General features: G+C 62.7%; 10 protein-coding genes and 1 pseudogene. 5 read left to right on the top strand and 6 right to left on the bottom strand.

Annotation, left to right across the window (positions count from 1 at the left end):
• The first annotated feature begins 127 nt into the window (after nt 1–127).
• On the top strand, nt 128–1,471 hold the full coding sequence (locus AC788_RS00130) for an MFS transporter (protein ID WP_049858624.1): 1,344 nt from the start codon (nt 128–130) through the stop codon (nt 1,469–1,471).
• Between the two features lie 9 nt (nt 1,472–1,480).
• On the opposite strand, the gene AC788_RS00125 is transcribed toward AC788_RS00130, so the two are convergent.
• Together AC788_RS00125 and AC788_RS00120 are read right to left on the bottom strand one after the other, a co-directional pair.
• Nucleotides 1,481–2,440 carry a sensor domain-containing diguanylate cyclase gene (locus tag AC788_RS00125; protein WP_049858623.1) on the bottom strand — a complete coding sequence of 320 codons (960 nt, stop codon included), beginning with the start codon at nt 2,438–2,440 and terminating at the stop codon, nt 1,481–1,483.
• A gap of 3 nt (nt 2,441–2,443) precedes the next feature.
• On the bottom strand, nt 2,444–3,442 hold the full coding sequence (locus AC788_RS00120; RefSeq protein WP_049858622.1) for a response regulator: 999 nt from the start codon (nt 3,440–3,442) through the stop codon (nt 2,444–2,446).
• A 702-nt stretch (nt 3,443–4,144) separates the two neighbouring features.
• Here AC788_RS00120 and AC788_RS00115 point away from each other — a divergent pair.
• From AC788_RS00115 to AC788_RS22080, 3 genes and pseudogenes are all read left to right on the top strand, one after another.
• Nucleotides 4,145–5,731: an aldehyde dehydrogenase (NADP(+)) gene (locus AC788_RS00115; protein ID WP_049858621.1), complete on the top strand. Its 1,587-nt coding sequence runs from the start codon at nt 4,145–4,147 to the stop codon at nt 5,729–5,731.
• A 326-nt stretch (nt 5,732–6,057) separates the two neighbouring features.
• A pseudogene (locus AC788_RS22085) lies at nt 6,058–6,936 on the top strand (methyl-accepting chemotaxis protein); the annotation flags it as partial.
• Nucleotides 6,937–6,975: 39 nt separating this feature from the next.
• Complete coding sequence (locus AC788_RS22080) at nt 6,976–7,839, top strand: methyl-accepting chemotaxis protein (protein ID WP_442965505.1); 864 nt, start codon at nt 6,976–6,978, stop codon at nt 7,837–7,839.
• 231 nt (nt 7,840–8,070) lie between these two features.
• Here the strand turns inward: AC788_RS22080 and AC788_RS00105 are convergent, their stop codons facing one another.
• The 4 genes from AC788_RS00105 to AC788_RS00090 all read right to left on the bottom strand — a co-directional run bounded on the left by AC788_RS00105 (nt 8,071) and on the right by AC788_RS00090 (nt 12,556).
• The gene (locus tag AC788_RS00105) at nt 8,071–9,489 is read right to left on the bottom strand and encodes a hypothetical protein (RefSeq protein WP_049858619.1); all 1,419 of its coding nucleotides are present in this window, start codon (nt 9,487–9,489) and stop codon (nt 8,071–8,073) included.
• 106 nt (nt 9,490–9,595) lie between these two features.
• On the bottom strand, nt 9,596–10,492 hold the full coding sequence (locus AC788_RS00100) for a LysR family transcriptional regulator (RefSeq protein WP_049858618.1): 897 nt from the start codon (nt 10,490–10,492) through the stop codon (nt 9,596–9,598).
• A 68-nt stretch (nt 10,493–10,560) separates the two neighbouring features.
• The gene (locus AC788_RS00095; RefSeq protein ID WP_049858617.1) at nt 10,561–11,142 is read right to left on the bottom strand and encodes an NAD(P)H-dependent oxidoreductase; all 582 of its coding nucleotides are present in this window, start codon (nt 11,140–11,142) and stop codon (nt 10,561–10,563) included.
• Between the two features lie 199 nt (nt 11,143–11,341).
• Nucleotides 11,342–12,556 carry an aldose 1-epimerase family protein gene (locus AC788_RS00090; RefSeq protein ID WP_049858616.1) on the bottom strand — a complete coding sequence of 405 codons (1,215 nt, stop codon included), beginning with the start codon at nt 12,554–12,556 and terminating at the stop codon, nt 11,342–11,344.
• Between the two features lie 219 nt (nt 12,557–12,775).
• On the opposite strand from AC788_RS00090, the gene AC788_RS00085 reads away from it, so the two are divergent.
• Nucleotides 12,776–13,348, top strand: a complete 573-nt coding sequence (locus tag AC788_RS00085; RefSeq protein ID WP_049858615.1) for a fimbrial protein — start codon at nt 12,776–12,778, stop codon at nt 13,346–13,348.
• Nucleotides 13,349–13,370 lie beyond the last annotated feature (22 nt).

The raw sequence follows: 13,370 nt of genomic DNA, 5'->3' as shown, positions 1-13,370 counted from the left end.
CCTCCTACCCGCCGATTTGTGCCACCACTGCGTGGCGATTTGCTCTTCACCGAGCCTGCCTTCCAACCTCATCGAGGCCATTCATTCGGCGCGCCCAAGCGCCGTGCTGCAAAAAAGGAACGGACCATTGAGCAATCAATCCACTCCGAACACCCCCCTCTCTCGCCTGTGCGACAAAATCGGCATCCCCTACCCCATGTTCTGGGGCTTCGTCGGCCTGCTGATCTTCATGATCGGCGACGGCGTCGAGCTTGGTTACCTCTCCCCGTTTCTCAGTGACCGCGGCATGCCCGAGGGTGAAATCGCCATGGTGTTCACGCTGTATGGCGTCACCGTCGGCATCTCCTCCTGGCTGGCCGGCGCACTGTCGAACATCTGGGGGCCGAAACGGGTGATGATGCTGGGCCTGTTGATCTGGAGCGTGTTCGAGGTTCTGTTCCTGATCTATGGCCTGGAAACCCTGAGCTACAAGATGATCCTGCTGACCTATGGTCTGCGCGGCTTCGGCTATCCACTGTTCGCCTACGGGTTTCTGGTGTGGATCGCCGCCGCGACACCGTCGCGCAAGATGGGTCTGGCCGTTGGCTGGTTCTGGGTGGCTTATGCAGCGGGTCTGCCGACCCTGGGTTCGCTGGTGGCGAGCGTGAGCATTCCGCTGATCGGCGCGTTGCAGACTTTCTGGCTGTCGTTCGCGCTGGTGGTCATCGGTGGTTTGATCGGCCTGATCGGCATGCGTGAAGCCCACGGCATGCGCCGCCTCGCACCCGAGGGCGAGAAGCCGCTGGTGTCGATGGCCAAGAACGTCACCATCATGTGGTCGCACCCCAAGGTGACCCTGGCCGGTGTGGTGCGCATCATCAACACCTCGTCGATGTTCGGTTTTCTGGTGGTGCTGCCGGGGTTCTTCATGGACACGGTGGGGTTCACCCTGGAGCAATGGCTGCAACTGCTGACCATCGTCTTCGTGTTCAACATCATCGGCAACATGGGTTCCAGCGTCATCAGCACGCGGATCGGCTATCGCAATACCATCCTCTGGCTGGGTGCCATCGGTAGCACGATCACCACGCCGCTGTTCTTCTTCATGCCGCAGGCCTTTCCCGACAACTTCCTGCTGGCCTCGGTGTTCGGCGCGCTGTATGGCCTGACCCTGGCGTGCTTCGTGCCGCTGTCGGCACTGGCGCCGGCCCTGGCGCCGCACAACAAGGCCGCCGCGCTGTCGGTGCTGAGTCTGGGTGCAGGCGCGTCCACTTGGGTGGGCCCTGCGGTGGTGGCGATCTTCAATGAAAGCTTCGGCTTGGAAGGCGTTGTCTGGGCCTTTACTGGCCTGTACGCATTGAGTGCGGTATTGACGGTGTTCCTGAAGGATCCCGAGCCGGTGCACGAGCCGTTGTTCAGCAAGACCAAGCGCCGGATCAAAGTCCGTGCGCCGCGTCTGGACTATCGGTGGGCGCGTGCCACCAAGGATTGATCGTCCCGGTCAGGGCCGCTCGTAGACGGTCACCCGATTGCGGCCAGCGCGCTTGGAGGCATACAGCGCCTGGTCGGCCCATTCGATCAGTTGCTGGTGTTCGGTGCTGGGGTAGCCGAGGTCGGCTACCCCCAGGCTGATGGTGAAGCGGATCGGGCCGCTTTCGTGCTCGACCACTTCAGCCTCGACGGCCTGACGCAACCGCTCGGCCAATATGGCGCCGCCTTCCTTGTCGGTGTCCGGCAGCAGCACGGCGAACTCCTCGCCGCCGTAGCGTCCGGCAATGTCGGCGTCACGAACCAGTCCGCGCAGCACCTGCGCCACGCGCTGGATCACCTGGTCGCCGACCTGATGGCCATAGGTGTCGTTGACCCGTTTGAAATGATCGATGTCGAACATGATCAACGAGGTGGCGTGGCCGTAACGCCCGTGCCGGACGTACTCGACCTTCAGCGCTTCTTCCCAATGGCCACGGTTGCACAGCCCGGTGAGGCGATCGGTGCTCGACAGCTTCTGCAATTGCAGGTTGGAGGCCTGCAATTGACGCCGGTTGATGGCCACGTCGGTGACATCGTAGATCACCACGCAGATGTGCTTGACCTCACCATGGGTGGAGCGCAGTGGCAGGATGGTGGTGTTCTGATACATGAACGCCTCCTGCCCGGTGATCGGCTGGTAGTTCTTGAAGCGCAGCAGGTACGGACGCTGTTCCCAGATGGTGAAGGCCGGGGTGCCGAGGGTGACCACACTGCTGACCTTCTTGCGGAACCACTCGCAATCGATCTCAGGGAACAAGCTGAAGAAACAGTGCCCGATGGCGTCCTTGGGCTGCACGCCGGAGCGGTTCTCCATGAAGGTGTTCCAGACCTGCACCTGGTAATCGCTGTCGAGCACCACCACGCCTACGTCAATGCTCTGGGTAATCGCCAGCAGCCAGTGAAATTCGTCGAGTTCGATAGGTCGGCTCATGGTTCAGTTCATCAGGTAGTCGAGCTTGTCGCGCAGCAACGGTACCGAGTCCTCGGTGAACAGCAGCAACAGGTCGAAGTGAATGCAGTGGCCTTCCAGGGCGTAGCTGATTTCCACGGTGAGAGTCTTTTTCCAGCGGTGCTTGCCGACGGCGATCAGGTCGTCGATCGCGGCATGGTTGCCAAGAATGTGCGGGTGGCTCTGGGAGAACATGACGTCCAGCTGCTGGGCCAGGCCGCTGAGGCAGGCGCCGATGATGACCGAGGACAGATCCAGCAGCATCTCGAGGTCGGAGTAGTCGAGGGCGCTGCGGTTCATCAAGCGAGCCAGGTCGGCGATGTCGCAATCGTGGAAGATCAGCATCGCTTCGCCGGCAATGCCACCGCCGATGAACCCCTGGCAGATGGCGGTGATCGGTTGCTCACTCTGCACGTCCGCCAGCACCATCTGCAGCTCGCTGGCTTCGAGCAGGTTGACGTTGGGTACGGGCAGGTGGATGAACACGCCAAGCACCTTGGCCAGCATGGCGGCGGCCTGGCCCATGGCAACGTTGATGGCTTCACGCAGGGCGTCGATGAAGCCGATGTGCAGCGTGCTGTCGCTGCTGCGATGCAGGGCCGGGCCGGTGTTTTTTTCCAGCAGGCCGGCCTTGAGTAGCACCCTGCGCAGTTCTTCGGGTTCGGCCGGTTTCTTGATGAAGGCCAGCGCGCCCAACTCGCGGACCCGGCGCAGGGCCTGATCCTGCACGTCACCCGAGACGACGATGACCTTGCACGGCAGGTTTTGCTCGCGCAGCGCGGCCAGGACCTGGTAGCCGTCCATGTCGGGCATGGTCAGGTCCAGCAACATCACATCGCCTTTCCCCTCGCGCACGGCCTCGAGCGCCTGGCGGCCGTTCACCGCCTGGGTCACAGTGGTGTCCCAATCCGCCGGCAGGGCGCGCAGCAGCTGCTTGCGAGCCATGTTCGAGTCGTCGCAGATCAACAGGGGAATGGGCAACATGTCCTCTCGTTCTCTCCATGGGGCGACGCGCATGATCGCCATTGATGCACCATTGCCCACCATACCTCTAAGGCCCTGTTCGCCGCTACCTTGCGTGCTGGCTATTTGCTTTCATTCGGCGCGAATGCCGATGTGGGTTACCGCGTTCAGCCTGATTCACCGCATCCACCGCCGCCGCGGCTCGCGCCGCTGCTACGGGGGCCCCAACCGCCCCCGGCGAGCGGTATGCCTGATTGACCGCGTCAACCGCCGACGCGGCTCGCGCCGCTGCTACAGAGGCGACAACCGCTCGCGACGGGCTTTTGTAGCAGCGGTGCAAGCCGCGTCCGGACGCACCGCGGTCTGCCCGATCCACCGCGCCAACCGCCGACGCGGCTCGCGCCGCTGCTACAGAGGCCACAACCGCTCGCGACGGGCGTTTGTAGCAGCGGCGCAAGCCGCGTCCGGGCGCACCGCGGTCTGCCTGATCCACCGCGCCAACCGCCGACGCGGCTCGCGCCGCTGCTACAGAGGCCACAACCGCTCGCGACGGGCTTTTGTAGCAGCGGTGCAAGCCGCGTCCGGGCACACCACGGTCTGCCTGATTCACCACATCGGCAGCCGAGGCAGCTACAGTGGGTGATTCGGGGGGCAACTTGCCCGGTATATGACCAAGTTGTATGATGTCTGTTAACAACCCGCCCACAGGACACGGAGACAACAATGCCTAACATCCTCGGTCACAACTTCATCGGCGGCAACCGCAGCGCCAGTGGCGAGCCCAAACTCAAGAGTGTCGACGCCACCACCGGCGAGGCGCTTCCTTATGCCTTCTACCAAGCCACCGATGCCGAAGTCGACGCCGCCTGCCAGGCCGCCGACAACGCTTTCCTGGAATATCGCCAGCTGAGCCCTGCTCGCCGTGCCGAATTCCTGGACGCCATCGCTGACGAACTCGATGCCCTGGGCGATGACTTCGTGGCCATCGTCTGCCAGGAAACCGCCCTGCCTGCCGGCCGCATCCAAGGCGAGCGCGGTCGCACCAGCGGCCAGATGCGTCTGTTCGCCAAGGTCCTGCGCCGCGGCGACTTCCTCGGTGCCCGCATCGACCTCGCCTTGCCGGACCGCAAACCGCTGCCGCGCGTCGACCTGCGCCAGTACCGCATCGGCGTCGGCCCAGTGGCCGTGTTTGGCGCCAGCAACTTCCCGCTGGCATTCTCCACCGCCGGTGGCGACACCGCCGCAGCCCTGGCTTCCGGCTGCCCAGTGGTGTTCAAGGCCCACAGCGGTCACATGGCGACAGCCGATCTGGTGGGCACCGCCATCATCCGCGCAGCGGAAAAAACCGGTATGCCCAAGGGCGTGTTCAACATGATCTTCGGTGCCGGCGTCGGTGAGCCGCTGGTCAAGCACCCGGCGATTCAGGCAGTCGGCTTCACCGGCTCGCTGAACGGCGGCAACGCGCTGTGCAAGATGGCCGCCGAGCGCGCCCAGCCGATCCCGGTGTTCGCTGAAATGTCCAGCATCAACCCGGTCGTGCTGCTGCCGGACGCCCTGGCCACCCGTGGCGAAACCGTGGCCAAGGAACTGGCGGCTTCCGTGGTGATGGGCGGTGGGCAGTTCTGCACCAACCCAGGCCTGGTGATCGGCGTTCGCTCGCCGGCCTTCAGTGCTTTCCTCGAGCACCTGCGAGCACAAATGGCAGTCCAGGCGCCACAAACCATGCTTAACGCCGGTGGCCTGCGCAGCTACAGCAAAGGCGTCGAACACCTGCTGTCGCACCAGGGCGTCACGCATTTGGCCGGCAACCCGCAGGAAGGCCAACAGGCTCAGGCGCAACTGTTCAAGGCCGACGTGAGCCTGCTGCTCAACGGCGACGAACTGCTTCAGGAAGAAGTGTTCGGCCCGGCCACCGTGGTGATCGAAGTCGCCGACGATGCCGAGCTCAAGACCGCCCTGCAATCGCTGCGTGGACAGCTGACCGCCACTCTGATCGGCGAAACTGGTACGGACCTGGTCAAGTACCAGTGGCTGGTGCCGGTGCTGGAGCAGAAAGTCGGTCGCATTCTGGTCAACGGCTACCCGACCGGCGTGGAAGTGTCCGATGCCATGGTCCACGGCGGCCCTTACCCAGCCACCTCGGATGCCCGCGGCACGTCGGTCGGCACCTTGGCGATCGACCGCTTCCTGCGTCCGGTCTGCTACCAGAACTACCCGGACGCGCTGCTGCCCGAAGCACTGCGCAATGCCAACCCGCTGGGCCTGCAGCGCCTGGTCAATGGCGAGTGGAGTTCACAGCCGATCGCATGACGCATCGGTGGTGACAATGAACGGCGCGATCTTGATCGCGCCGTTTTTTTTGCGTCACCGTTCTCACTTTTTGTTTCAGCTCTGCCGCCCGTGGCCGATATGGGGAAATCACCGAGACCTTTTCATGGCGACCGCCATAAGCACAACTATGGTCGTCCAGGTCTGACCCTTTACTGTCAGGAGCACATTTTATGAACGGCTGGTTCGGCAATATCAGCGTTACCCGAAAACTTGCATTGGGCTTCGGCCTGGTGCTGGTATTGACCGCGCTGTTGGCGCTGACCGGATGGACCAGCTTGAGCAGCCTGATCCAGCGCAGCAACTGGATGAGCGATATTTCCGAGCTCAACAACAGCCTGACCAAGCTGCGTATCGTGCGGCTGCAATACATGCTGGCCAACGGCGACGACGCTTCGGCGCAGACCGTTCAAACCCAGCTCGACGCTTTCAAGGCTCAGCAGCAGAAGCTGATCGAAGGGTTCAAGAGCCCGGAAAACCTGCAGCGGCTCAAAGCCCAGGCGGAACAGATCGAGGCGTACCAGAAGTCGCTCAACCAGATGCGCGACGGCTACAAGACGAGCAACGTGGCGCGGCAGAACATGACCGACACGGCAGCGGCCGCCACTGCACTGGTCGCTCAGATCAACGACGCCGTGCTCGCCGTACCCGACATCGAGCTGCGCTTCGAAGAATTGCAGGCCAGCGCCCGGATTCGGGAATTGACCCAGCAGACGCGCTATGAAGTGCTTGCCTATGTCAGCAACGCCAACGAAAAATCCGAGCAGGCTGCATTCGCGCAGATGGACCGCGCTGCGGTCGAACTGCAACAGCTGTCCACTCGCCTGCCTACCGAGCAGGCCCGCATGCAGCAGCTCATTGCCGCACTGGTCAATTACCGCAATGCGGTGACCAGCTTCAAAGCATCGATTGCCACCATCACTACCGCACGCGCCGAGATGACCGTCGAAGGCTCGGAAATCGTCCGCCTCAGCGATGAGCTGTACAAGATCCAGATCCAGCGCCGCGATGCCGAAAGCGCCGAAGCGCGCAGCTATCAGATCGGCGCGGCACTGCTGGCATTGATTTTCGGCATCCTCGCCGCCTGGATCATCACCCGGCAGATCACCCGCCCTCTGCAGGAGACTCTGGACGTGGTCGAGCGCATCGCCAGTGGCGACCTCAGCCACGACTTGAAGGTAACGCGCAAGGACGAACTGGGCGTGCTGCAGCAAGGCATCCAGCGCATGGGCGCCACCCTGCGCGAACTGATCGGTGGCATCCGCGACAGCGTCACCCAGATCGCCAGCGCCGCCGAAGAGCTGTCTGCCGTCACCGAGCAGACCAGTGCCGGGGTCAACAATCAGAAGGTCGAGACCGATCAGGTCGCCACCGCCATGCACGAGATGACCGCGACCGTTCAGGAAGTGGCTCGCAACGCCGAGCAGGCCTCGGTGGCTGCGACCACGGCCGACGAGGAAGCGCGCGAGGGCGACAAGGTCGTCGGCGAAGCGATTGCGCAGATCGAAAAGCTGGCCGAGGAAGTCCGCCGTTCCACCGAAGCGATGAACGCGCTGCAGAAGGAAAGCGACAAGATCGGCAGCGTCATGGACGTGATCAAGGCCGTGGCCGAACAAACCAACCTGCTGGCGCTCAACGCGGCCATCGAAGCGGCCCGCGCAGGCGAGGCCGGACGTGGTTTTGCGGTGGTGGCCGATGAAGTGCGCGGCCTGGCCCAGCGCACGCAGAAATCCACCGAGGAAATCGAAGGGCTGGTGGCAGGCTTGCAGGCGGGTACCCAACAGGTCGCCAGCGTCATGCTCAGCAGCCGCGGCCTGACCGACAGCAGTGTCGAACTGACGCGCCGCGCCGGCACGTCGCTGGAAAACATCACCCGCACGGTGTCCAGCATCCAGGCCATGAACCAGCAGATCGCCGCAGCCGCCGAGCAGCAGAGCTCGGTCGCCGAGGAAATCAGCCGCAGCATCATCAACGTGCGCGACGTGTCGGAACAGACCGCCTCGGCCAGCGAAGAAACCGCTGCCTCAAGCGTCGAACTGGCCCGCCTGGGTAATCAGCTGCAGATGATGGTCAGCCATTTCCGAGTTTGACCAAAACACGCCCAAACCCTGACGCGGCTCGCGCCGCTGCTACAGAAACCCCATCCCTGTAGCAGCGGCGCAAGCCGCGTCCGGCAGCAACACGATCCCTGTAGCAGCGGCGCAAGCCGCGTCCGGCAGCAACGCGATCCCTGTAGCAGCGGCGCAAGCCGCGTCCGGCACCAACCCCATCCCTGTAGCAGCGGCGCAAGCCGCGTCCGGCAGCAACGCGGTCCCGACCGCTCACTCCACTTCCTTCAACACCCGCTCTTCATGAAAGAAGTCATTGGGGTCCACCCCGGCGCGGAAGAAGTACCCGTAATCCTCCAGGTAATACAACGTCTCCACCCGCTTGAAACTGTCCTCCAGATGCGCGCACCGCAGCTTCTTCGCCTGGCCGCTCAGACGGGCGTTGACCTGCGCGGCGGGCACCTGCTGTTCGACCCTGCAGTCGAACGCCTGGCGCGGCTTGCCGTACTCGCCCACCACGCTGTTGCTCATCTTGCCGTCGGTGACATAGCCCAACTGAGCGCCCACCGGCATGTTCTTCCAGTCGCCACTGAACGCAATGGCATTCAAGCCGATGTTATCCACCATCGGCGCTTCGCCGCTGTACACGGTCTGCTGGGCCAACGCGACCAGCCCGCGAAAGCTCACCGCCTGCCCCTCGAAGTTGCTGCCCTTGGTTCGCACCGCCAGCAGGCCCGACGCCTTGTCCTGGCTGAACGACTTCTCCTCGGTGAACGGCGCACTCTGCCCCTTGAGATGAGCGGTGCCGGTTTCCACTGTCCGCTTCAACTGCTTTGCCGGTGCCGGCAGGTTCAACTGTTTGACAGACGACAACGCCGGCGCCTGCACCCTGGGCGTGGTCAGCACCAACGGTGCCTTGGTCCGCGGTTTGAATGCCGGCAACGCAGCCAGGCCCTCGGGTTTACCGCAGGCCGCATCGAACAGTAATCGATAGTCAGGATCGCTGCCCTTCACCGCGTAGGTCTTGGGCTCGAAGAACACCCCGCCATCGGTCACGGTGTTGTGTTCGTCCAGGTCATACCCGGCCAGCAGGCTGAAGGTCTGTTTGCCGCAGTCCAGCGCATAGCGTTCGCGCTTCTGTGCATAGGGCGCGTTGTACGGCAGGTCGTGGCCGATGCTCGGCGAATCGTAGCCGGCCCAGAACTGCAACTGACCGTCGATGGTGGACAGGCTGTTGCGATCGATCATCACATACTGCTCGTCACCCTTGCCCTTGAGCACCCTCCAATCCGGCTGGGGCGTTGTGGCGCAGGCACGCTGGAAGGCGGGGCTGGCGTTGAGCACTTCTACCTGGCCGGCAGGAATCGGACGCGCCGGCGCGTATTTGCCATCGGGGCTGGCGAAATAGATGCGCTTCACGCCATCCAGATAGATCAGGCTGGCGCTGGGGCTGGAACAGGCCGCATCGACCTGCAACAGAAAGCCGAACGGGGATGTCTCGCTCTTGGGCTGCAACAGCATGAAGCTCAGGCGGTCACCGTTGCGCATCACGCTCTGCGGCACGGGCGGCTGCGACATCGCCTCCTTGAACATGTCCTTGGCCTGTTCGTTGCCCAGGCTGCCGTCGTCGGGCCCCTTGCTGGAGCAGCTGGCCAGCGTGATGAGGGCGGCGAGCAATGCAATGCGCTTCATGATGAGTCCTGGCAGTGGCAATCAGGCTTCATGGTAAGCGGCGGATCGAAAGCGGTGCAATCCATCTGCTCCCTCTTCAACAGCCGTAGATTCAGCAGGCATAGATTCAGCAGGCGTAAATGGCCAGCTTGTCCTGAATGAAGTCCAGGAAGCACTGAATTCGCAACGCCAACTGCGAATTGCGGTAGTACACCGCATGGATCGGCTGTCGATAGCCGCTGTTGGCCTCGGCCAGCACCACCTGCAAACGCCCCTGACGAATGTCTTCGTGGGTCATGAAATGCGACAGGCAGACAATCCCCTGCCCCTCCAGCGCCAACTGACGCAACGTTTCGCCACTGGACGCCGCAATCCGCGGCTGGATCTGCAACCGATCGCCCTCGGCATGGCGCAACGGCCAGTGATTGAGGGTTTCGGTCTGGGTGAAGCCCAGCAGCACATGCTGGCTCAAGGCGGCGATAGTCTCGGGAACGCCATGGCGTTCGAGGTAGGCCGGGCTGGCAAGAATATTCAGCGGCGTGCAGCCCAGGGAGCGTGCATGCAAGGTCGAATCGGCCAGCACGCCGATGCGAATGGCGACGTCGGTGCTGTGCTCGATCAGATCGATGATCAGATCGTCGCTGTTGAGCTCCAACTGAATGTCCGGATAGCGCTCGCGAAATTCGGCCACGTACGGGACGATCGCGTGCAGCATGAACGGTGACGCGGCATTGATGCGCAAGCGCCCGGCCGGCGTCTGCTGACGCAGCGACAAGCGCTCTTCAAGCTCATCCATGCGCGCCAGGATGTCCTTGGCCTGCTCGAAGAAAAACCGCCCCTCCTCGGTCAGGTCCATGCGCCGTGTGGTGCGGTTGATCAGGGTCGTGTCCAGCTTGGCTTCAAGCTTGGACAGCGTGCGGCTGACCGCCGATGGGGTTTGCCCGAACTGCTCGGCGGCTGCGGAAATGGAGCCGCTCTGGATGACGGCGACGAAGACTTGCAGCTCATCGGATCGGGATTTCAAGGCAGGCCTCATCGGGTGTACCGGGACGTGCGCAACATACACCAATCGCTACCCGGGCGAGCGTACCGTCAGCCCAGCACCTTGGCCAGGTGCGCTTCATAGCGCGCGACGTCGTTGTCGATATCGGGCCTCTTCATCACATCGACGCTGAGGAAGGTCGGCAAGGCGGTCATGTCGAGAAACTCGTTGGCCTTGTGGAACGGGAAGTACACCGCGTCCACCCCTTTGCCCTCGAAGAAATCGGCAGGATCGTCGAACGCCTGCTGCGGCGCGTTCCAGGTGGCCGAGATCATGTACTGCTTGCCCTTGAGCAAACCGCCGCTGCCATATTTCTGCGAAGCATCGGAACGCGTGCGGCCGTCGTTGGCGTAGAGGCTGCCATGGCCTTCAGTGAACACTTCGTCGATGTACTTTTTTACGGTCCACGGCGCGCCCATCCACCAGCCTGGCATCTGGTAGATGACCACGTCGGCCCACAGGTACTTCTGCACTTCTTCGGCGATGTCGTAGCCACCGTCGATGAAGGTCTGCTTTACGTCGAAGCCGGCGCGGTCCAGGTAGGCGACGGCGGCGTCATGCAGGGTCTGGTTGTAGCGACCGTCGGAGTGGGCGAACTGCTTGCCGCCGTTGAGCAGGAGAATCTTTTTCATGAAGAGGGCCTCGTTGACTGTGCGAGAAATATCGATGGGCGCAGTCTAGAGGCCTTGGTTGCGGGGAGTAAGGCAGCGATACGCAAATGTATGTTGCCTGGCAGGCACGAATGAAAGCTCATTCGTGCGATTCCTTGGCGAGCCGAAATCCGCCTGTCGGCATGTCCGCGCGGATTTCAGCTCATGACCACAGCGCTTCCTATTCCTTGCTCAGGTCCACCAACGGCGTCTGCCGCACTTCGGTCTGGCGACCGTCGCGAATCGTGTCGATGGTCTTCAGCGCCTTGTCCACGGCAGGCTTGTCCGCCAGCAGGCTGTAGCTGATGCTGAACTGCTTCTGCTGCTTGGGCTCGATGGTTGGGACCAGGTTCAGGGGCCGCTGGTAACGGCGGTTATAGGAAAAGCTGGTACCCGGCTCCAGCCCCGTCACGTACCCCTGACCTTGGGTATCGGTGTTCTTCCACAACGAGAACACCGGCAACTGCTGGACATTGAACCCCACTGCCACGCCAAGGCTACCGGCCTTGTTGTGCAGCACGGTCAGCGTGTCACCCTTGGCGTCGCCGTAGGGCACCACGTTGTAGACGGTTTCGTCATAGTCCTTGGTCGGCGCGCGATAGGTCTGCCAATCGCCCAGGTCGCCCTTGGCCTTGTCGTTGAACGGCGACACCTGTTTGACCGCTGCGGCGAACCGCGCGCCCTCCTCCAGGAACGGCGTGCTGAAGTTGCTGTGATACAGCGCCTGGTATTCCTTGGGGTAGTCGCCGTTGTTGGTCAGGGTGTCGTTGAGCACGAAACGGGCCGCGCCGGGTTCGGTCACCAGCTCGGTCTGTACGCTGAAGTCGACCTTCTTGAAGGCCTGCTCCTTCAGCTCGCCGCGCACGTGAATCGCATAGGGCGGCGCTTCGTCAATGTGCACCGTGACCTTGCTGGCCGGAATGTTCGCAGCGCGACCATGCAGGGTCAGCAACTCGCCATTGTCCATGCCGGGGTGACCGACCCATTCGTAACCGCAGCGGGTGACCAACTCGTTGAAGCCTTCCAGCCAACCCAGACCGCCTCGGCCGTTGAGCTCGATGAAGGCCGGATTGACCACCTCCTTCACCGGCGAATCCCAGCCCATTCGCGCATCGCCGACCTGGGCATGCAGCACGTTCATGCCGCGCGTAGGCACCAGCGTCAGCTTCATGGTGCCGTTATCGATATCGATCAGGCTGACACCTTCCTGACGGCCGCCGTGCAGGGTTCGCATGGTGATGGAAAACGGCTTGTCGACTTTGACGCCCAACTGTTCGCTGGTAATGCGCTGGTTCTGCGCAGGCTTGTCGCTGTCCAGCAGCACGAAATCCCAGGCCAGGGCGTGGGCGCTGAGGGTGAACGCGGAGATGGCACAGGCGAGGGGGAGCAGTTTCATGAGGGTGGCCCTTTATTGGAGTTATGAGGCAGCAGAGTGAAACGTTTCAGCTTTCGAGTCTAGTCGTCTTGGGGGGATTTGAAAATGGGTCTGGAGGGCGCTTTAAGATTCGTCTGATGGGGTTGCCGCGCCCAACGCGGCACCATGGCTGCGTCTGCTGATCAGGCGTTCAAGACCTGTGCAGGCCTCCACTCACTCCCCACTACAAGGGCAATGCAAATGCTGAAGAACCTAGGGAAATACACGATCGCCTGTGGCGCTTCGTGCCTGTTGCTGGCCGCTGCCAACGTGCAGGCCGCCGACGGTCAGATCGAGTTCACCGGCGCGGTCACCGATAACGCCTGCACCATCAATACCAGCAGCGTGAACCGCTCGGTCGAGCTGGGCCAGGTCCGTATCGCCGATTTCGGCCCGGCGGTCGGTGATGCGGCCGGAGGCAACACCTTTTCCATCAGCCTGGACAATTGCAGCACCACCACCCGCAAGAACGTGGCCATCCGCTTCAGCGGCCAACAGGACGCCGTGGACTCCACCTTGCTGGGCCTGACCGGCGAAAACCAGGTCAAGGGCGTGGCGATTCGCATCAACGACCAGCGCACCGGCAACCAGGTCGCCCTGAACACGCCAACCTCCGATTACGCACTGCGCCCGCAGTCGAACACCTTCGACTTCAGTGCCGAGTATGTGCGGACCGCGGTCGACACCAAGAACGAACAGGGCGAAGTCACTGCGTCGGGCATTGGCACCGGTCAGGTGTATGCGCTGGCCAGCTTCGACGTCATCTACAAGTAACTCACTGGCCAAGGCCGGCCCG

The organism is Pseudomonas sp. RIT-PI-a, from assembly GCF_001187875.1.
Classification (GTDB): Bacteria; Pseudomonadota; Gammaproteobacteria; order Pseudomonadales; family Pseudomonadaceae; genus Aquipseudomonas; species Aquipseudomonas coleopterorum.
Note: the sequence above shows the minus strand (reverse complement) of the source record. Positions and strands in the feature narration are given on the sequence as shown.